The organism is Massilia aerilata, from assembly GCF_042656905.1.
Classification (GTDB): Bacteria; Pseudomonadota; Gammaproteobacteria; order Burkholderiales; family Burkholderiaceae_D; genus Telluria; species Telluria aerilata.
Genome location: NZ_JBHSMZ010000022.1, coordinates 36,420 through 56,525, shown reverse-complemented (window position 1 = coordinate 56,525; position 20,106 = coordinate 36,420). Strand labels below are relative to the sequence as shown.

Here is a 20,106-nt window from a genome sequence, read left to right as displayed (position 1 = left end):
CATGACGAGCGACATCCAGCAAAGCGCCCTGCACATCCTGCAGACGGTCTTCGGCTATCCCGCCTTCCGCGGGCAACAGGCCGAGATCGTCGAGCACGTGGCCGGCGGCGGCGACGCGCTCGTCCTCATGCCCACCGGCGGCGGCAAGTCCCTGTGCTACCAGATTCCGGCGCTGGTGCGCGACGGCGTCGGCGTGGTCGTTTCGCCGCTGATCGCGCTGATGCAGGACCAGGTCGACGCCCTCGCCGAAGTCGGCGTGCGCGCGGCCTTCCTGAATTCCACGCAAACCTTCGAAGAGACGCTGCGCATCGAGCGCCTGGTGCGCACCGGCGAGATCGACCTGGTCTACGTGGCGCCCGAGCGCCTGATGACGCAGCGCTGCCTGGACCTGTTCGAGGACTCGCACATCGCGCTGTTCGCGATCGACGAGGCGCACTGCGTCTCGCAATGGGGCCACGATTTCCGTCCCGAGTACATCCGCCTGTCGATCCTGCACGAGCGCTTCCCGCACGTGCCGCGCATCGCGCTGACCGCCACCGCCGACCAGCTCACGCGCGCCGAGATCGCGCAGCGCCTGCAGCTCGACGAGGCGCGCCAGTTCGTGTCCTCGTTCGACCGGCCGAACATCCGCTACTCCATCGTCGAGAAGACCAACGGCCGCAAGCAGCTGCTGGACTTCATCAGCGCCGAACACCCCGGCGATGCCGGCATCGTCTACTGCCTGTCGAGGAAAAAGGTCGAGGAGACCGCCGAATTCCTCAACGAGAACGGCATCCACGCCCTGCCCTATCACGCCGGCATGGACTACGCGCTGCGCTCGAATAACCAGGCGCGCTTCCTGCGCGAAGACGGCATCGTGATGGTGGCGACCATCGCCTTCGGCATGGGCATCGACAAGCCGGACGTGCGCTTCGTCTGCCACCTCGACCTGCCGAAGTCCCTGGAAGGCTATTACCAGGAGACCGGACGCGCCGGCCGCGACGGCCTGCCCTCGAACGCCTGGATGGCCTACGGCCTGCAGGACGTGGTGCTGCAGCGCCGGATGATCGACGAATCCGAAGCCGACGAGAATTTCAAGCGCGTGCTGGGCTCGAAACTCGACGCCATGCTGGGCCTGTGCGAAACGCTCAGCTGCCGCCGCATGCGCCTGCTGGAATACTTCGGCGAACGCTCCGGCCCCTGCGGCAACTGCGATACCTGCCTGATCCCGCCGGTTTCTTTCGACGCCACGGTGCCCGTGCAGAAGCTGCTGTCCGCCATTTACCGCGTCGACCAGCGCTTCGCCGCCGGCCACGTGGTCGACGTGCTGCGCGGCGTGCAGACCGAACGCATCTCGCAGTGGCACCACGACAAACTGACCGTGTACGGCGTCGGCGCCGACCGCAGCGAGCACGAATGGCGCGCCATCGTGCGCCAGGTGATCGCGCTGGGCCTGATCACGGTCGACCACGACGCCTTCAGCTCCCTCAAGCTGACGGAAAGCGCGCGCGCGGTGCTGAAGGGCGAGCGCAAGGTGGAGCTGCGCCAGTACCAGAAGCCGGTCAAGCAGAAGCGCCAGGCCGGCCCGACCAAGGGCTATGTCGAGATGGACCTGTCGCCGGCCGAGCAGAAGATCTTCGAGAAGCTGCGCTGGTGGCGCCTGGAAACCGCCAAGGCGCACAGCGTGGCCGCCTTCATCATCTTCGGCGACGCCACCCTGCGCGAGATCGCCAAGGTCAAGCCGACCTCGCTGGACGAATTGCGCGTGGTGTCCGGCGTGGGGGCCAAGAAGCTGAGCTCCTACGGCGACGAGATCGTGGCCATGATCACCGAGATGGTGTGAGCAAAGCGCGTGGGCTCGGGGAGCCCACCCTACCCGTTGGACGCAGGGTGGGCACCCCGTGCCCACGCAAATCATTCCCGGAACAGGTGAACAAAGGTCCGGCTCACCGCCAGCTTCTCCTCGCTTCCCTTCACCAGCACCTGCATGCGCTCGGCGTCGATCCGCTCCGCCGCGGCAATCGCGTTCGCGTTCACCACGGTGGCGCGGTGGATCTGCCAGAAGCGGTCCGGATCCAGGGTGCTCAACAGATCCTTCAGCGGCGTGCGCACCAGCGCCTCGTAATCGCGCAGCACGATGCGGGTGTAGCGGGTATCGGACTGGAAGAACAGCACCTCGTCGACGTCGATCACGCGCACCTGGCGGCCGACGCTGGCCTTGATCCATTTGGTGCGTTCCTGGCGCACGCCCGGCAGCGCGGTTTTCAACTGGCGCAGCAGCGCTTCAAACGCGGCGCCGTCCGCGGGCGGCTGCGCCAGCTTGGAACGCAGCCGCGTCACTGCCCGCTCCAGGCGATCCTTCTGCACCGGCTTCAGGAGATAATCGACCGCGCCGGCGTCGAAGGCATCCACCGCATACTGGTCGTAGGCGGTGACGAACACCACGTGGGCCATGGCGCCGATGCGCTCGGCCACCTCGAGACCCGACAGGCCGGGCATGCGGATGTCGAGGAAGGCCACGTCCGGCTCGTGCTCGAGGAAGCCGTCCCAGGCATCGTTGCCGTTTTCCGCCACCATGACGACCTTCGCTTCCGGCCAGGCCTGCGCCAGCATCTCCAGCAGGCGCTCGCGCATCAGGGGTTCGTCTTCGGCCACCAGGATGCTCGGGTTCATGCGCAGGCGTCTTTCAGGGGGATGCTCAGGTCGGCGATCAGGCCGGGCTCGCCGTCGCGTAGTTCGAGGCAGGCCGCGTCGCCGTAGGCCAGGCGCAGGCGGTGGCGTACGTTATCGAGACCGGTACCGCCCCCGCCGTCCGGCTCGGGGAGCGTGCTCATGCCGACGCCGCCATCCTGCACGCGGATCCGCACCGCGCCGCCGATCGCCTCGGCCGACAGCGTGACCTCGCCGCCGCGCAGGGCCGGCTCGATGCCGTGCTTGATCGCGTTTTCGACGAGGGTCAGCAGGATCATGGTCGGCAGCTGGACCGGTTCCAGTGCGCGCGGCAGCTGCAGGCTGAAACGCAGGCGCTCGCCCAGGCGCACCTGCATCACCTTCAGGTAGGACTCGACCAGGCCGAATTCGGCGCTCAGGCACACCTGCTCGCTGCGCATGTCGCGCATGCTGGAGCGCAGGAAGTCGATCAGATTGCCGGTCAATTCGGCGGCGCGCGGCGCGCCATGCTGGGCCAGCTGCTGCACGGCGCCCAGTGTATTGAACAGGAAGTGCGGCTCGATCTGGGCGCGCAGCAGGCGCAACTGGGATTCGGACAGTTCGCGCGCCACGCGCGCCTGCTCGGCTTCGCGCTGCAGTCCGGCGTTGATGGCCTCGGCCTGGCGATTGCGCAGCATGCTGATCGCCAGCAGCGGCACCAGCATGGCCAGCCCGGCGCCGACGATCAGCGCAAACGAGTGAGGCAATTTGGCAATGACGTCCGCCAGGGGCTTGGGCCTGGTCCACATGGCCGTTCCAATCCCGAGGACGGCGCCGAAGACGGCAAAGCCAAGCACCGTCAGCAGCATCTTCCATTTTTCCCGCACGATGCGGTGGTAGTCGAACCAGGCGCTGATCAGGGCGGCCGCAATGGAAAACCCGAACATGTTGGCGGCGAGGATGCTGACCATCCAGCGCTCGGCTCCCAGCGCGTAGTGCAGCGGAACGGCGCACAGGCTGAAGGCCAGCGCCAGTCCGGCAAGCGCGCAGTGCAGGCGGCGGCCGCGGTAGGTCAGCGAAAAATCGCGCAACTGCTTGCGCTGGAGCGCCGGCATCTCGGCCAGCTTGTGCGCAAAGCGGCGCCGCCAGCCTGCGGGCGCCTGGGCCGCCCGTTCCGGCTGCGCGAGCACGGCCAGTTGCTCCTCTTCGAGTTCATGGTACCAATTCGACAATCTGCGCCACATGCTGCCCTCCTGTAATCGTTAATATATAGCAACGATTACAGTCTAGGGAGATCATGTGTCTGCGGACAGCGAAAGGGGATGAAGCACGATTCCGGGTGGACGAACGACGATCCGTTCCGGCCTTCGCGGAGAGATAATTGACGCACCGCCAACCCGAAAAGGACACACCATGTTTGCCATGCTGATGGGATTGAAGGGCATCGCGCCGCGCGAGCTGCAGCAACTGATGGATCGCGATGGGGCCACCGTCGTCGACGTCAATGCACGCCAGTCGTGGCTGAAGGCCAGGGTGCCCGGCGCCCTCAATCTGCCGCCGGATTTCGACGCCGGCGCGCTGCCTCCCGAGCCTGGAAGGCTGCTTGTTTTCTACTGCTCCAATCCCTTGTGCCGGAAAGCGCCGAACGCCGCGCGGCGGGCAAAAAGCCTGGGCTACAGCAACGTCCGGGTCATGTCCGCAGGGATCGCAGGCTGGCTCGGCGCGAGCCTGCCGACCGCCAGCGGCGAATGACTACTTCTTCTTGAACACCAGGTCCCACACGCCGTGGCCCAGCTTCAGGCCGCGGTTCTCGAACTTGGTCAGCGGGCGGTAGGACGGCTTTTCCGCATAGGTTTCGGCCGTGTTGGCCAGCATCGGCTCGGCGCCCAGCACTTCCAGCATCTGCACCGCGTAGTCTTCCCAGTCGGTGGCGCAGTGGATGTAGCCGCCCGGCGCCAGCTTCTCGCACAGCAGCTTGACGAAAGGCGGCTGGATCAGGCGGCGCTTGTTGTGGCGCGCCTTGTGCCAGGGGTCCGGGAAGAAGATGTGCACGCCGGCCAGCGAGCCGTCGGCGATCATGTTGTTCAGCACCTCGACCGCATCGTGCTGGATCAGGCGCAGGTTCGCTATGCCCTGCTCGCCGATCTGCTTGAGCAGGCTGCCCACGCCCGGGGTGTGCACTTCGACGCCGACGAAATCCGTGTCCGGCATCGCCTTCGCGATGTGGGCCGTGGTGTCGCCCATGCCGAAGCCGATTTCCAGCACCAGCGGCGCGCTGCGGCCGAAGGGTGCGTGGAAGTCGAAGGCTTCCTTGCGGTACTCGATCATGAACTTCGGCCCGAATTCCTCGAGCGCGCGCGCCTGCCCGGTCGACAGCCGTCCCGCGCGGGTGACGAAGCTGCGGATGCGGTGCTCGGTCGGGTCGTAGAGCATCGGACGGCCTTGGCTGTTGGTGGGCGTATCGGAGGACATGATCGGTCGCGTGACAAGAGAAAGGGCGACATTATAGCAGCGCCTGTCGGCAGACTTTACAGTGCCGACTCCTTCGCAGACGCAAGCGCTTGTTTTTCCTGAGATTTTCCCAGGAGGCATAGAAATTGCTTATATGCAAACAACGTTTCTATCGTCACAGGATCCATCATGAAAAACTTCAACGCAAGCACCCTGGCGCTGGCCGCCTGCCTCACCGCCTTTGCCCTGCCGGCCCTGGCAGAACCGGTCTGGACCGACGTGCCGGTTACCGCCCGGGGTCCGCTGGGACAGAGCTGGACCGGCGTCTGGGACCAGGCGCACAGCTGGAACGTCGCCGAATACGTCAGCGACGTGTCGGTCAGCGGCAACACGCTGTCCTACGATTACTGGGGCGCGGGCGCCTGGATGGGCACCCCGACCCAGACCTATGTCTTCAAGACCACCGCCGCCGCGGCCGGCTCGCTGACCCTGGGCCTCGACCTGGTCACCAATCCGCTGTGGGACGGCTCGGCGGCCAGCCTGTACATCTGGCAGGGCAGCACCGCCACCAGGACCCTGCTGGCCGACGACACCGATGGCCTGACCGAGCACCAGACCGTCACCCTGGACCTGCAGGCCGGCCAGGACTGGGGCTTCCTGGCCGTCAGCGGCAGCATCGGCGATCGTCTCGCCTACAGTGGCCCGGTGTGGGGCGCCATCACCATCACCGATCCGGCCACGCCCAACACGCCGGCGGACGTGCCGGAACCGGCCTCGCTGGCCCTGCTGGGCATGGGCGTGCTGGGCCTGGCCGCCGCCCGCCGCCGCAAGGCCTGAGGCATCCGCATCGGAACGTGGCCCTGCGCCGATCTCGGACATAATGGCGCTTCGCCGCCGAATGAAAGAGAACCGCATGCAGCCCACGTTCCACCCCATCGCAATGGAAGACAATGTCGCTACCTTCCAGCTGACTTCCTACCGCTTCGGTATCCCGGGCGCCGGCAAGAAGGTCTACATCCAGGCCTCGCTGCACGCCGACGAGGTGCCGGCCATGCTGGTCGCCCACGTGCTGCGGCGCGAGCTGGAACGCCTGGAAGCCGAGGGCCGGATCAAGGGCGAGATCATCCTGGTGCCGGCCGCGAATCCGATCGGCCTGTCGCAGGTGGTGCATGGGGCGCCCTTCGGCCGCTACGACCTGTCCACCGGCCTGAATTTCAACCGCTTCTACAAGCACGTCGCCGCCGACCTGAAGGCATCGCTGAAGGACGCGCTGGGTCCGGACGCGCAGGCCAACGCGGCCCTGGTGCGCGAGCATGCGCGCCGCTCGATCGCCGCCTGGACCACCGAGAGCCCGACCCAGGACCTCAAGAAGACCCTGCTGGGCATGGCCATCGACGCCGACATCATGCTCGACCTGCACTGCGATAACGAGGCCGTGCTGCACCTGTATTGCGGCACGCCGCTGGCCGAGCGGGTCAAGCCGCTGGCCGCGCTGCTGGGCGCGCACGCGACCCTGCTGGCGCGCGAGTCCGGCGGCGAACCCTTCGACGAAGCCTGCAGCCGCCTGTGGTGGGAGCTGGCCGACCACTTCGGGCCGGACACGCCGATCCCGATGGGCTGCGTCGCCGTGACCGTCGAGCTGCGCGGCGAGATGGACGTGCGCTACGACCTGGCCGAGAAGGACGCGCAGGGCCTGCTGCAATACCTGGCGCACCAGGGCGTGCTCGACATCGCCCTGGCGCCGCTGCCGGCCCTGCTCGCCGAGCCGACGCCGCTGGAGGGCGTGGAGCCGATCGCGGCGCCGCATTCGGGCGTGCTGGTGTTTTTGAAAAAGCTGGGCGAGCGGGTGCAGGCCGGCGATGCCGTCGCCGACATCGTCAACCCGGTCAGCGGCAAGGTGAGCACGCTGCGCTGCACGCAGTCCGGTGTCCTGTTTGCCAGCACGGCGCACCGGCACCTGCTGCGCGGGATGCATGTCTGTAAGATTGCCGGAGGTACGGCCTGGCGTACCGGGAGCCTGCTGGGCAACTAGCTTCAGCAGGTCGTGCCGGGCCGGCGCCCGCCACAGCAGCGCAGGTTACCGTTTGAAGACGGCGCCCGAAGACGCGCGCTAACGCCCGTGCGCCTTGGCGGCCGCCGCCAGCACCGCGTTGACCTGGTCCATGTCGGCCGGCTTGACGAGGTAGTGGTCGAAGCCCGCCTGCTCGGCCTCCTTGCGGTCCTGGCTCTGCCCGTAGCCGGTCAGTGCGACCAGGGTGGCATCCGCGCTTTCGGGCTGGCTGCGCAGGCGCCGCGCCAGTTCATGGCCATCCAGGTCGGGCAGGCCGATGTCGAGCAGCAGCACCTCATGGTGCTCGCGCCGGGCACGTTCGAGCGCGCCCCTGGCATCGTATTCCACGCTGACGACATGGCCCTGTACTTCCAGCAGCGCGGCCAGCATCTGGGCCGCATCGACGTTGTCGTCCACGACCATCACGCGCAATGCGCCCGGCGCCTGCATGCCGGCGGACGGCGATTCGTCGTCGATGCCGCCGGGCGTCGCCAGGCGCGGCAGGCAGATGCAGAATTCGCTGCCCTCGCCGATGCCGTCGCTGGATGCGTGCACGGTGCCGCCATGCAGGGCCACCAGGCTTTTCACCAGCGCCAGGCCGATCCCGAGGCCGCCCTGCGAGCGGTCGGGAGTGCGCTCGGCCTGGGTGAAGAGGTCGAAGATGTAAGGCAGGATGTCGGGCGCGATGCCGACGCCGTTGTCGCGCACCGCCACATGCACGCGCTTCTCGTCCACCGTCACCGACAGCACGATGCGCCCGCCCGGCGCGGTGTACTTGGCGGCGTTGTTGAGGATATTCGAGATCACCTGCACCAGGCGGGTGCGGTCGCCGATCACGTGGGCGCTGCGGCCAGACAGCTGCAGGGTCAGCGAGTGGCGCCGCGCGTCGACCAGCGGACGCACCTGCTCCACCGCGGCGGACACGATCACGTTCAGGTCCAGCTCTTCCTTCTCGAGCGTGACCAGGCCGCGGGTGACGCGCGAGACGTCCAGCAGGTCGTTCACCAGGTCGGTCATGTGGGCGGCCTGGCGCCCGATGATCTCGCTGGCGTTGGCCACGCTGCGCGCATCGAGGCTGCCGACCTTCAGCAACTGGGCCGCGGTCATGATCGGCGCCAGCGGATTGCGCAGCTCGTGGGCCAGCATGGCGAGGAACTGGTCCTTCTGGCGGTTGGCGGCGCGCAGCTCGTCCTCGACCTGCTTGCGCTGGGTGACGTCGCTGCCTTCGACGAAGATGCCGGAGACGGCGCCATTGGCATCGCGGATCGGCTGGTAGACGAAGTCGACGAAGCGCTCGACCAGCGGCCCGTCCGGTTCGCGCTGCACGCGCAGCGGCAGCGCATGGCCGACGAAGGGTTCGCCGGTGGTGTAGACGCGGTCGAGCAATTCGAAGAAGCCCTGCCCGGTCACTTCCGGCAGCGCGTCGCGCGCGGCCCTGCCGACGATCTGGCGATGGCCGATCAGCTGCAGGTAGGACTGGTTGGTCAGTTCGAACACGTGGTCGGGGCCGCGCAGCACGGCCATGATGCCGGGGGCCTGCTCGAACAGCGCGCGGAAGCGCTCGTTCTCCTCGTCGCGGTATTTTTCGGCCAGCACCTGCTCGGTGACCTCGACGCAGGCGCAGTGCATGCCCTGGATCGCGCCATGCTCGTCGCGCACCGGCGAGTACGAGAAGGTGAACCAGGTCGGCTCGTCGTAGCCGTGGCGGTTCATCACCAGCAGCAGGCGGTCGGCATAGGTGGCCTCGCCCTTCAGCGCGCGGTCGATCAGCGGGCTGATGTCGTGCCAGATCTCGGACCAGATGTCGTAAAAGCGCCGGCCCAGCGCGCGCGGGTGCTTGTCGCCGAGAACTTCGCGGTAGGGGTCGTTGTACAGGAAGCCCAGCTCCTTGCCCCAGGCGACGAACATCGGAAACGTCGAATTCAGCATCAGCCCGACCACGATGCGCAGCGCCTGCGGCCAGGTGCGGGGATGCCCGAGCGGCGACGCGCTCCAGTCCTGGCTGCGCATCATCGCGCCGACCTCGCCGCCTCCGCTCAGGAACATGAGCGAGCCGGCAAGGCTGTCAGCATCGTGCGATGGATCTTCGGGCCGGGAGGCGTGTTGTTGCATGGTCAAGTCAGGTCGGAGGAAGACCAGAGTTTGCCATAGTTTCAAGATGGGAGCCGCACTGGGCGGGTGTGAAGGCGGGAAAGACTGGAGCGGGTGAAGGGAATCGAACCCTCGTATGAAGCTTGGGAAGCTGCCGTTCTACCATTGAACTACACCCGCGTTGGCCGCATTCTACGCGGGTTTGCCGCAGATTGACAATGTGGCACGCGGAAGTACATTGGGCGCGGCTAGAGCGACGACGCCATTGCACCTCTCACGATGCCGCAGGCTTGGCAAGCGCGAATTTCGATTGGCACACCCGGCAATAAGCCCTGCCATGAAAACGGGCCTTGTTATTCCAACAGAACTTGGCGACGACAGCGGCGATGCTCGCCTTGCAGCTCGCGCAAAAATACTGCACTTCCTTGGCGTTGAAGGGGGCAGCCGCCGGCATTTCGACCGCTTCGCCAGCGTGGAAAGCGGATTCCGCCTCCTTCCCCAGTAGAGCCGATTCAAGCTCGAATTTCTTGATGTAGTCGATGCGCGCCGGAGTATGCAGAGTAAGCAGTTTTTCACCGAGGTCTCGCACCGTTCTGCTTGAACAAACCTTGAAGATGCCTGGTATGTCCTTCAGCCTGACTTTATCCATCTTCTGGTGGTACCAGGAAAAAAACTGGTCGAGCTTGATGATGGAGGCATCCAGTACCGCGGCTTTCGGGCGGCTGATCACGGCCTTTGGCGACACCAGCACCACGGAATTAAACGATGGTTGCATGGTGATGCCCAGCCTTTTTGGCAAGCCGATTTCCTTGAACGCATCCTTCAATACCGAAATGTGTCGCGCATTCTGCTCTACGGGAGATGGGATGCCGATTGTCCTGCCTTCATAGACGGTCGAAAATTCGCCTCGTTCATTAATCGACAGCCCTGAACCGTAAGTCTTTGTCTCGAGCACGAAAACCTCGAACGCCCGGTTCATCAACAGATGATCGATTTGCGCCACGCGCCCACCGATTTCCAGTCGAAGATCGTGTATCACGAACAGATTCTTGCTTCGGGCAGCATAGAAGTCGATTTCGTAGGCCGCTTGCCGCTCGGTTTCAGCACCGATCGACAAGCTTCGCAGCTCCCGTTCGATCCGCTGCTTTTTTTCATGTGGAATGCGTTCGTGTGAAAGCAGTTTCTGGAGAATCGCGATGTCCGATTCCCGCTTATCCGCGCTTTTGATGAGCATGGCGATGAAAATGGTATTCCGTAACAATGTTGCATTGTATCAACCATAAATTCTTGTCGTGCTGCACTTTGCACATATCTCGACTCAGCGTGATGAAATGCAACACTTGATTGTAAAAATCCAACAACGCCCTATCGCCTGCGCCTGAAATGAACGTGCCCGCCTTGCGCAAGCTCATCCTTTTTTAGATGTTTTTTTAATATGGTTGAAACTTTGAAATCGTTCGCACTGACGTAGCGGCGCCGTATAGTAGGCAGCAACCCACTCCACAAGGAACTTTGCCGATGGCTGATTTCGACATCCAGGGTATCGTGCGCGACCTGCACGACGCCCGCCAGCAATGGCGCCAGGCCCACCGTCCCGCCGGCGAGGTGCGCGGCATCGAGTTTCCCTCGCGCGATGCGCTGGCGGAGATCGTCGCCCAGCTGAAGGGCGTGCTGTTCCCGATGCGCCTGGGGCCGCCCGGCCTGCGCCGCGAAAGCGAAGACATCCACGTGGCCCACGCCCTCGATTCCGCCCTGCACGCGCTGCTGCGTCAGGTGCAGATCGAGCTGCACTACAGCGCCGCGCTGCAGCAGCGCACTGACGGCGACATCGCCAGCCAGGCCCTGGCGGCCACCCAGGCCTTCGGCGCCGCGCTGCCGGACGTGCGCGTGCAGGTCGACAGCGACGTGCTGGCCGCCTACCAGGGCGACCCGGCCGCGCGCAGCGTCGACGAAGTGCTGCTGTGCTACCCCGGCGTGCTGGCGATGATCCATTACCGGCTTGCGCACCGCCTGTACGAACTCGGCCTGCCGCTGCTGGCGCGCATCATCTCCGAGCTGGCGCACGCCGCCACCGGCATCGACATCCACCCGGGCGCGAAGATCGGCGCGGGTTTCTTCATCGACCACGGCACCGGCGTCGTGATCGGCGAGACCGCCGTCATCGGCCAGCGCGTGCGCCTGTACCAGGCCGTCACCCTGGGCGCCAAGCGCTTCCCGACGAATGCCGACGGCAGCCTGCAGAAAGGCCTGCCGCGCCATCCGATCCTCGAAGATGACGTCGTCATCTATGCCGGCGCCACCGTGCTGGGCCGCATCACGATCGGCAAGGGCGCGGTCATCGGCGGCAACGTGTGGCTGACCCACGACGTGGCGCCGGGCGCGCGCGTGGCCCAGGCGGCCTCGCGCGAGGAAGCGTTCGGGGCGCCGGGCGATCCGTCCTGAAAACGCTTACTTCGGGCTCTCGACGGTATAACCCTTGGCCTGCAGCACGGTCAGGTAGCTCTTCGGCCCCAGGATGTCGCTCATCGGCAGCAGGGCGACCGTGGACGTGTTGTTGGCCAGCGAACGTTCGGCCGCCTTCAGCCAGGATGCGAGGCGCCGCTCGCGCAGGTTCTGGAAGGCCGGGTGTTTCTGGGCCGCCGGGCTGTTCAGGATGGCGTCGTTGCAGGCATCCTCGCGCTCGGCGTAATCGAGATTGCTGATCTCGGCGATGTTGCCCTTGGCCCAGGCGTTGGCGCGCATCCGCATCGCATCGATGTCGCCTTCGAAGCGGGCCAAGGTCTTGGTGAAGCAGGACGTGTCTTCCAACTGAGACTGCTTGAAGTCCTTCAGCAGGCGCCCCGGATCGTCGAGATTCACCGAGAAGCCGGTCTGGGTCAGCTTCACGTCGCGCTTTTTGGCGAGGGACTCGATCTGCTTGCGCACCTCGATGCCGCCGGACAGGCCGCTCTTCTGCATCCCCGCGTCCTGCAGTTTTTGCGCGGCGAAAAAGGGCCGGTAGCGCTCGATGCCGTCGTCGTCGCCGATGTATTTCTGTTTCAGCACGCTCCAGCGGGCATAGACGTCGGCCGGCAGCACGTCGTGCAATTCGGCGCCGTCGGGGTTCTTCACCACGCCGATCGCCGAAGGCAGCGCGGCGACGAGCTTCAGCCCGCCCAGCCAGCCGATGCCGACGCCGGTCGAAGGCGGCGCCAGCACTTCCTGCGACTGCCCGATCAGGCGGTCGACCCGGCTGTCGTCCCATTCCATACCCAAAGGCAGCGGCGAATACATGCCGAACACCCACATCACGTGGCCGTCCTTCGATACCTTCCACAGGCCGGGGCCGGGGCGCTTGCCGGAGACGAGGACCTGCGACGGCGCCTCTTCAAGCGCCTGTGCGGCGGCTTGCTCCACGGGCGCGGATGGCGGATCGGTCTGCGCCAGCGCCGCGGCGCTCAGTAGACCCAGGGAAAAAACACAGGCAATACGCGTAGCAAGCATCGAGGACCCCTTTATTGTTGTGTGAGCAAAGATTACCGAAATGGCATCGGCGTAGATACCTGCGCAACAGGATGTTACAAGCTGTGCATATCCAGCTTGCATGGGCATTGTGACATCCTTCAATACTCAAGAATTACTTTTTGACAATGGGTTTTGCCTTTTGTAGAGTCGGCCCTTCGTTCAAGAAGGAGAGCTTGATGACGCTGGGAATGGCAGTGGAAGTGATGATGCTGGTGGCGGCCCTCGGCTTCGGCGCCTACGCCATCCGTTATTGGCGCGCGCGCGGCCACCCGGTGCTGCGTGGACTCGGCCTGCGCTGGGGAGCCGGCGCCGGACGCGACCTCGGCGCCGGGACCGCGATCGCGAGCCTGGCCATGCTGGGCATCCTCGGCGCCGAATACGCGCTGGGCGGCGTGCGCATTCTCCCCTTGCCGCAGCTGGCGTTCGGCGAGCTCGGCATCTGGTTCGCCGGCAAGGCAGCCGCCTGCCTGAAGGAGGAAATCCTGATGCGCAGCCTGCTCCTGTCCGGCCTGGTGCTGGCGCTGCGCGGACGCCGCACGCTCGCCATCCTGCTGTCGGCGCTGGCCTTCGGCTGCATCCATCTGAGCAATCCCGGTGCGACGCCCCTGTCCGTGCTCGGCAATGCGCTCGGCGGCGTCATCTACGGCGCCGCCTTCCTGCTCGGCGGCAGCCTGTGGCTGGCGATCGGCCTGCACTTCGCCTGGAATTTCGTCCAGGGTCCGGTACTGGGATTCCCGGTGAGCGGCATGGCGGCCGGCGGCCTGCAACAGGTCCAGGACCTCGGGCCGGCCTGGCTGACCGGCGGCGCCTACGGCCCGGAAGCAGGCCTGGTCGGCATCCTGTTCCGCTTCGTCGTCATCGCGCTTATGCTGCTCTGGCTGCGCTCCCGCTGGCGCATGGCTGCCACGCGCGCCCTGCCCTTCGGCATCGTCCAGGGATAGCCTCAGGCCGGCGGCTCTTCCGGCTGCCGGTCCAGCAGGTCCTGGGCCAGCTTCAGGCTGTCCACCATGGTCTGGAAGGCTGCACGCTTGGCCTCCTCGCCCGGCACCCGCAGCACATACGAGGGGTGGTAAGTGGTGACGATCCAGTGCCCCTCATGGAAGACCGGGTGGCCGATCGAATTCTTCAGGGTCACGTTCGCGGTGCGCATCACGGACTTCAGCGCGGTCGCGCCCAGCGCCACGATCACGGTCGGCTGTACGTGGGCCAGCTCCTTGTCCAGCCAGTAGTGGCAGGCCTCGATCTCCTTCTGCGCCGGCGTTTTATGGATGCGGCGCTTGCCGCGCGGCTCCCATTTGAAATGCTTGACGGCGTTGGTCACGTAGATGGTGTCGCGGTCGACGCCGGCCTGTTCGCAGACCTGGTCGAGCAGCTTGCCGGCCGGCCCGACGAAGGGCTGGCCGGCCAGGTCCTCCTGGTCGCCCGGCTGCTCGCCGACGAACATGATCTTCGCCTTCTTCGGTCCCTCGCCGCCCACCGCCTGGGTCGCGAACTGCCATAGCTCGCAGCGGCGGCATTCGTCCAGCTTCGAAGGCTGCTGGCGCTCCGGCTGCGCATCCTCGGGGGCGATCGGGATGGTGGTGCCCTTGCGCTGGCCGACCGCCTCATACTGGCCGACCTTGCGCGCGCCACGCGCCGCTTCGGAAATCATGTGGGTCACGATTTTGCCTTCTGGCAAATTTTTCCAGCGATGCGAGGGGATGTGCTGCTGCATCACCGCTTGGTTCAGGCGCGCCGGGTTGAACACGCTGCGGTAGTAGGTCAGCCACAAGGCCTCCCCCGTATCTTCGAGATCCTCGGAATTTTTTACCAGCGGGCCGGTGTTGTGCAGCGTCTGTCCATCCCACAGCACGCTGGCTTCGGGCGTGGCGATCATCCAGCTGACCTTGCCCATGCGCGAGACGAAGTGTTCCGCCACCTGCGGCAGCACGTCGTGCTGCGGTTCGTACCAGGCGACGAAGCGCGGCGGCCCGGCTTCGGGCGCGCGTTCGCGGAATCGGATGTAGGCATGCATGTCGTGCTCCTCGCGCCGTACCGCCTTCACCATCGCATTCAGGCGCGCGCCGTCTTCGTCGGCCGGCGACTGCACGTCATGCTCGCCCTGCTGCCAGCGCCAGATGACGCGGTACAGGAAGGCCCAGCGGTCCGGCACGCGGCAGCAGGCGGCGCTTTGCAGCATGTCCATCAGCGAGCGCGGAATGCTTGGCGGCGCGTGGCGGGGTTTGCTTGACGCGGCAGGCGGTATGCCGGCTGGAGTATGCGGCTGCCCAGCCGTGGGCGGCGCACCCGAGAACAGGTCGCCGCCCGCATACGGCGTGCTCCAGGTGACCGCTTCCGGCGGCACGTCGTGGACCAGCAGCTCGCGCGCCGCCTCGCGCCATTCGGCGAAAGTCTCGACCAGCAGCGGCTGGCCTGCGCGCAGCTGGTCGATGGCGCTCATGCCGCCTGCAACTCCGGCCACAGATTCATCTGCTGCGGCGCGTCGGCCATGTTCCGCCGCAGCAGTTCGGAGGATGCCGCGCCTTGCGCCGGCTTGTAGTCGGCGGTGACCACGAAGGGCGCCAGCTTTTTCAGGCTGCAGCGCAGGCGCGACAGGTCTTCCCAGCGGATGCGGCGCAGCCGGCGCAGGTCGATGAGGCGCTTGGCCGAGCGTAGGCCGATGCCGGGCACGCGCGCGATCATGCTCTCGTCCGCGCGGTTCAGGTCGAGCGGGAAGTGATCGCGATTGGCGAGCGCCCAAGCCAGCTTGGGGTCGATGTCGAGCGCCAGGTTGCCGGCGGCCGGCATCAGTTCGCCGGCGGTAAAACCGTAGCCGCGCAAGAGGAAATCGGCCTGGTAGAGGCGATGCTCGCGCAGCAGCGGCGGCGGCGCCGAGGGCACGCTGCTGGGACTCTGCGGGATCGGGCTGAAGGCCGAGTAGTAAACCCTTTTTAACTTGTACGAGCCGTACAGGGTCTGGGCCGTATTCAGGATGGTCTGGTCGTCGCTGGCGTCGGCGCCGACGATCATCTGGGTGCTCTGCCCGGCCGGCGCGAACACAGGCGCTTTCGGGTGCTCGTCCTTTTCATCCAGCCTGGTGCGGATCGAGCCCATCGCCAGCTTGATGGTGTGGACGTTCTTTTCGGGCGCCAGGCGCGCCACGCTGTCCTGGGTCGGCAGCTCGATGTTCACCGACAGCCGGTCGGCGTACTTGCCGGCCAGTTCGATCAGGCGCGGATCGGCATCCGGGATGGTTTTGAGGTGGATGTAGCCGCGGAATTTGTGCTCTTCGCGCAGGCGCCGCGCCACCTCGACCAGCTGCTCCATCGTGTAGTCGCTGGACTGGATAATGCCGGAACTGAGGAAGAGCCCGTCGATGTAGTTGCGCAGGTAAAAATCCTGGGTCAGCTTGACCACTTCGTCGACCGAGAAGCGCGCGCGCGGCACGTTCGAGGTCCGGCGGTTGACGCAATACTGGCAATCGTAGATGCAGAAATTGGTCAGCAGGATTTTCAGCAGCGATACGCAGCGGCCGTCCGGCGTGTAGCTGTGGCAGATGCCCATGCCATTGGTGGCGCCCAGGCCATCCTTGTCGAACGAATCGCGCTTCGGCGCCCCGCTGCTGGCGCAGGAAGCGTCATATTTGGCGGCGTCGGCGAGGATCTCGAGCTTGTCTTTGAGTTCCATTTTTCAGCAAATACTGTATGGATGAACAGTATAACGCAGTTCCGATTCGCGCGGCGGTGCGTGGACGCACGTATGCAATGTGCGAGAATATGCGAGTTTGCAATGTCTCTTTTTGACGAATTTGATGAACGATGTCTGTCCAATACCGCAATAACCTCCACATTGGGGGCACCGGCGACGCGACCATGGTGTTCGCGCATGGCCTCGGCTGCGACCAGACCATGTGGCGTTTCCTCGCCCCGGCCTACCAGGACCGCTTTCGCACCATCCTGTACGACCTGACCGGCAGCGGCGCCTCCGACCGCTCGGCCTACGATCGCACGCGCCACGCCAGCCTGCATGGCCATGCCGACGATCTGCTGGAGATCCTTGAGGCCTGCTCGGCCGGGCCGGTGGTCTTCGTCGGCCATTCGGTCAGCGCCATGATCGGCCTGCTGGCGGCGAACAAGGCGCCCGAGCGCTTCGCGGCGCAGGTGATGGTGGGTCCGTCGCCCTGCTATATCAACGACGGCGATTACGTGGGCGGCTTCAATCGCGAGGACATGGAAGCCATGCTGGGCTTGATGGAAGCCGACTTCCCGAGCTGGTCGCAGCGCATGGCCCCGATCCTGATGGGCGGCTTGCGCCCCGAACTGACCAAGGAGCTGCTGGCCAGCTTCATGCGCAACGACCAGGGTATCGCACGCCATTTCGGGCGCGCGACCTTCCTGTCCGATCACCGCGCCGACCTGCTGCACACGACCGTGCCGTCGCTGATCCTGCAATGCAGCGACGACCTGATCGTCCCGCGCGAAGTCGGCGACTACATGCTGCGCCACCTGCCGAACAGCAGCCTGCGCGTCATCGACGACGAAGGCCACTGTCCGCACGTCAGCGCGTCGAGCGCCACTTCACGGGCGATCGACGCTTTCCTGCACCGGACCTCGAGCCCGGCCTGAGCCGGCTTAGCGGACCGGCTTGCCGTCCGCGTCCAGCACCGTCACCTCGCCCCAGCCCAGCTTGCGGATGCCCGGCTCGACCTTCCGCAGGTCGCCGATCACCAGCCATACGACTTCGTCCGGGTGCACGTAGCGCGTGGCGGCGCCGGCCAGCTGCTTGTCATCCAGCGAGCGCATGCCGCCGGCGTAGCGGCTCCAGTAATCGTCCGGCAGGCCGAGGTTGATGCTGGTGATGGCCGCGCCTTCCAGCGCATCCAGCGTGGCGAAGCGGCCCGGCAGGCGCGAGGTCACGTTGCGCATCACGCTGTCGAACTCTTCGCCGGCGATCGGACGCTGGCCGGCGATGTCGCGGATCTCTTTCGCCACTTCCTGCATCGCTTCGACGGTCTTGTCGGTCTGCACCGGCGCCAGCGCCAGGAAGCTGCGCTGGCCGCGCATGTCGATCATGCGCGCGGTGGTGCCGTAGCTCCAGTGTTTATCCAGGCGCAGGTTGCGGTTCAGGCGCGAGGTCGCCATGCCGCCGAAGTTGTGCATCACGGCCTGGATCGCCAGCTCGTCCGGCTGGCCCGAAGGCAGCGAGACGTGGGCGGCGACGATGGTCGACTGCGGCGCTTCCGGCTTGTCGATCAGGTAGACGCGCTTGCCCGCGGTGGCCGGCACGCTCGGCACCTGCTTGGCGGGCGCGCTGCCGGCCTGCCACTTGCCGAAGCTCGACTCCAGCGCCGGCATCAGCTTGTCCAGGGTGGTGTCGCCGGCCACGACCAGGGTCGCGCTGCCCGGACGGAACCAGGCGTCATGCCAGCGCGCGACGTCGTCGCGGCTGAGGGCCTGGGTGCTGGCTTCGGTGCCGGTCGCCGGGCGGCCGTAGGCGTGATTCGCGCCGTACAGGATGCCCGGGATCACGCGCACCGCGAGGGCGCTCGGCTGGGCCTTTTCCTGCCCCACCTGGGCCAGGCGGCGCTGCTTGGCCAGCTCGACCTGGTCTTGCGGGAAGGTGGCGTTCAGGGCGGCGTCAGCCATCAGCGCCAGCGAGGGCGCCAGCCTGGCGCTGGTCGCCTTCAGGCGCACCACCGACTGGTCCTGCGAGGTGCCGGTGCTGAGGTCGGCGCCCAGCGACTCCAATGCATCCGACAGCTGGAACGCGTTGCGGGTCCGGGTGCCCTTGTCGATCAGGCCCAGCGACAGCGAAGCCAGGCCTTCCTTGCCGGCCGGGTCGGCGGCGGCGCCGGCGTCCAGCACCAGCGCGGCGTTGACGATCGGCGCGCCATGGCGTTCCAGCAGCACGACCTTCAGGCCGTTCTTCAGCTGCGCGCGCTGCATGGCCGGGAAACTGACGTCGGGCGCCTGGCCCAGGGCTGGCAACTGCTTGCGGTCGAAGCTCGACTTCACGCCGGCCAGTTTCGCGAACGGCTTCACCGTCATCGTGTAATGATGGGCGCGCAGCCAACGGTTGCCGGCGGCCTTGACTTCGGCCGGGGTGGCGTTCGCCATCTGCTCCAGGCGGGTCAGGTAGGCGTCTGGGCTGCCGCCATAGGTCATGCTCTCGGCCAGCACGTCGGCGCGGCCGCCGAAGCCGCCCAGGCGCTCGAGACCGCGCGAGAAGTCGGCCAGCTCGCGGGTTTTCACGCGCGCCAGTTCCTCGGCGGTCGGGCCCTTCTCCAGCAGTTCATTCACGATGCGGTCGACTTCACGTTCGACTTCAGCCTGGTCGGCGCCGTTTTTCAAGGTGACGGTGATGCCGAAGCTGCCGCCCAATTCGCTGTCCCCCACGCCGGCGGACACGCTGGTGGCGAGGCCCTTTTCGTACACCAGGCGCTTGTCCAGGCGCGCGCTCTTCGAGCCGGCCAGCACGTCGCCCAGCAGCTGCAGGCGCGCCACATCGGCATCCTTCCAGGCGGCTGCATGCCAGCGGCGGTAGACGCGCACCTGCGGCACCTGGTCTTCCATCTCGTCGCGAATATCGCGGTCCAGCACCGGAATCCAGGTCTCGGTACGCGGCAGCGGCGGCCCCGGCGGCAGCGCGCCGAAGTACTTGTTCACCAATTCGAGCGCGCGCTCCGGGGTGATGTCGCCGGCCAGCGACAGCACCGCGTTGTTCGGGCCGTAATAGGTGCGGTACCACTCGCGGATGTCTTCCAGCGAAGCGGCGTTCAGGTCGTCCATGCTGCCGATCGTGGTCCACGAATACGGGTGCGAGTACGGGTACATCTTGGCCGCGAATTCATAGCGCACCTTGCCGTAGGGCTGGTTGTCGCCTTGCCGCTTCTCGTTCTGCACCACCCCGCGCTCGCGCTCCAGCATCGCCTGCGAGATGTAATTGCCGAGGAAGCCCATGCGGTCCGACTCCAGGAACAGCGTGCGTTCCAGCGCCGAGGTCGGGACGTCCTCGAAGAAGTTGGTGCGGTCCGTATTCGTGGTGCCGTTGCGGTTGTTGGCGCCGAGGTCGTCCATCGCCTCGCGGAAGCCGTGCGGGTAATTTTCGGAGCCGTTGAAGAAGAAGTGCTCGAACAGGTGCGCGAAGCCGGTCTTGCCGCGCTTCTCGTTGCGCGAACCGACGTGGTACCAGACGTTCACGCCCACCACCGGCACGCTGTGGTCTTCATGCACCAGCAGGGTCAGGCCATTCGGCAGCACGAATTTCTTGTACGCGATGGAATACGCCTTGCGGTCGAAGGCCGGCGCTGCGGCTTTCAAAGCGGTGGCGTTGGCGGCGAACGCCGGCGCGGATGCGGCGGCGGCCAGGCCGAGCGCGAGCACGATTTGTTTAAGTTTCATCGG

At 66.1% G+C, this 20,106-nt stretch carries 16 protein-coding genes and 1 tRNA gene; 7 read left to right on the top strand and 10 right to left on the bottom strand.

Annotation, left to right across the window (positions count from 1 at the left end; translation table 11 throughout):
* The first annotated feature begins 1 nt into the window (after window position 1).
* Window positions 2–1,822 carry a DNA helicase RecQ gene (recQ, locus tag ACFPO9_RS23210; RefSeq protein ID WP_379775525.1) on the top strand — a complete coding sequence of 607 codons (1,821 nt, stop codon included), beginning with the start codon at window positions 2–4 and terminating at the stop codon, window positions 1,820–1,822.
* Between the two features lie 71 nt (window positions 1,823–1,893).
* Here the strand turns inward: recQ and ACFPO9_RS23205 are convergent, their stop codons facing one another.
* Window positions 1,894–2,652 carry a LytR/AlgR family response regulator transcription factor gene (locus ACFPO9_RS23205; protein WP_379775522.1) on the bottom strand — a complete coding sequence of 253 codons (759 nt, stop codon included), beginning with the start codon at window positions 2,650–2,652 and terminating at the stop codon, window positions 1,894–1,896.
* A complete protein-coding gene (locus ACFPO9_RS23200; RefSeq protein ID WP_379775519.1) occupies window positions 2,649–3,872 on the bottom strand; it encodes a sensor histidine kinase in 1,224 nt (407 codons plus the stop codon). Before ACFPO9_RS23200 ends, ACFPO9_RS23205 begins: the two co-directional genes overlap by 4 nt.
* Window positions 3,873–4,041: 169 nt before the next feature.
* On the opposite strand from ACFPO9_RS23200, the gene ACFPO9_RS23195 reads away from it, so the two are divergent.
* A complete protein-coding gene (locus tag ACFPO9_RS23195) occupies window positions 4,042–4,380 on the top strand; it encodes a rhodanese-like domain-containing protein (RefSeq protein WP_379775517.1) in 339 nt (112 codons plus the stop codon).
* Here ACFPO9_RS23195 and trmB read toward each other — a convergent pair whose 3' ends face one another.
* On the bottom strand, window positions 4,381–5,061 hold the full coding sequence (gene trmB, locus ACFPO9_RS23190) for a tRNA (guanosine(46)-N7)-methyltransferase TrmB (protein ID WP_379775593.1): 681 nt from the start codon (window positions 5,059–5,061) through the stop codon (window positions 4,381–4,383).
* Between the two features lie 207 nt (window positions 5,062–5,268).
* Here trmB and ACFPO9_RS23185 point away from each other — a divergent pair, with 207 nt between their 5' ends.
* Window positions 5,269–5,916, top strand: a complete 648-nt coding sequence (locus ACFPO9_RS23185; RefSeq protein ID WP_379775515.1) for a PEP-CTERM sorting domain-containing protein — start codon at window positions 5,269–5,271, stop codon at window positions 5,914–5,916.
* Between the two features lie 76 nt (window positions 5,917–5,992).
* Window positions 5,993–7,111, top strand: coding sequence for a succinylglutamate desuccinylase/aspartoacylase family protein (locus tag ACFPO9_RS23180; protein ID WP_379775513.1), 1,119 nt, complete (start codon window positions 5,993–5,995; stop codon window positions 7,109–7,111).
* 78 nt (window positions 7,112–7,189) lie between these two features.
* Here ACFPO9_RS23180 and ACFPO9_RS23175 read toward each other — a convergent pair whose 3' ends face one another.
* The 3 genes from ACFPO9_RS23175 to ACFPO9_RS23165 all read right to left on the bottom strand — a co-directional run bounded on the left by ACFPO9_RS23175 (window position 7,190) and on the right by ACFPO9_RS23165 (window position 10,454).
* Complete coding sequence (locus ACFPO9_RS23175; RefSeq protein ID WP_379775511.1) at window positions 7,190–9,241, bottom strand: hybrid sensor histidine kinase/response regulator; 2,052 nt, start codon at window positions 9,239–9,241, stop codon at window positions 7,190–7,192.
* 85 nt (window positions 9,242–9,326) lie between these two features.
* A tRNA-Gly gene (locus ACFPO9_RS23170) sits at window positions 9,327–9,400 on the bottom strand.
* A gap of 94 nt (window positions 9,401–9,494) precedes the next feature.
* A complete protein-coding gene (locus ACFPO9_RS23165) occupies window positions 9,495–10,454 on the bottom strand; it encodes a nuclease-related domain-containing protein (protein WP_379775509.1) in 960 nt (319 codons plus the stop codon).
* 284 nt (window positions 10,455–10,738) lie between these two features.
* On the opposite strand from ACFPO9_RS23165, the gene epsC reads away from it, so the two are divergent.
* Entirely contained in the window at window positions 10,739–11,662 is a 924-nt protein-coding gene (epsC, locus tag ACFPO9_RS23160) for a serine O-acetyltransferase EpsC (RefSeq protein ID WP_379775507.1), read from the top strand.
* Between the two features lie 6 nt (window positions 11,663–11,668).
* Here epsC and ACFPO9_RS23155 read toward each other — a convergent pair whose 3' ends face one another.
* The gene (locus ACFPO9_RS23155) at window positions 11,669–12,703 is read right to left on the bottom strand and encodes a TraB/GumN family protein (RefSeq protein WP_379775506.1); all 1,035 of its coding nucleotides are present in this window, start codon (window positions 12,701–12,703) and stop codon (window positions 11,669–11,671) included.
* 197 nt (window positions 12,704–12,900) lie between these two features.
* On the opposite strand from ACFPO9_RS23155, the gene ACFPO9_RS23150 reads away from it, so the two are divergent.
* Window positions 12,901–13,665 (top strand): CPBP family intramembrane glutamic endopeptidase, encoded by a 765-nt coding sequence (locus tag ACFPO9_RS23150; RefSeq protein ID WP_379775503.1) that lies wholly within the window; start codon window positions 12,901–12,903, stop codon window positions 13,663–13,665.
* A 2-nt stretch (window positions 13,666–13,667) separates the two neighbouring features.
* Here ACFPO9_RS23150 and ACFPO9_RS23145 read toward each other — a convergent pair whose 3' ends face one another.
* Together ACFPO9_RS23145 and ACFPO9_RS23140 are read right to left on the bottom strand one after the other, a co-directional pair.
* A complete protein-coding gene (locus tag ACFPO9_RS23145; protein ID WP_379775501.1) occupies window positions 13,668–15,164 on the bottom strand; it encodes a UdgX family uracil-DNA binding protein in 1,497 nt (498 codons plus the stop codon).
* Window positions 15,161–16,390 (bottom strand): putative DNA modification/repair radical SAM protein, encoded by a 1,230-nt coding sequence (locus ACFPO9_RS23140; protein ID WP_379775498.1) that lies wholly within the window; start codon window positions 16,388–16,390, stop codon window positions 15,161–15,163. Before ACFPO9_RS23140 ends, ACFPO9_RS23145 begins: the two co-directional genes overlap by 4 nt.
* Before the next feature lie 131 nt (window positions 16,391–16,521).
* Here ACFPO9_RS23140 and ACFPO9_RS23135 point away from each other — a divergent pair, with 131 nt between their 5' ends.
* Window positions 16,522–17,328: an alpha/beta fold hydrolase gene (locus ACFPO9_RS23135; RefSeq protein WP_379775496.1), complete on the top strand. Its 807-nt coding sequence runs from the start codon at window positions 16,522–16,524 to the stop codon at window positions 17,326–17,328.
* A 6-nt stretch (window positions 17,329–17,334) separates the two neighbouring features.
* Here the strand turns inward: ACFPO9_RS23135 and ACFPO9_RS23130 are convergent, their stop codons facing one another.
* On the bottom strand, window positions 17,335–20,103 hold the full coding sequence (locus ACFPO9_RS23130; RefSeq protein WP_379775494.1) for a M16 family metallopeptidase: 2,769 nt from the start codon (window positions 20,101–20,103) through the stop codon (window positions 17,335–17,337).
* Between the last annotated feature and the right edge of the window lie 3 nt (window positions 20,104–20,106).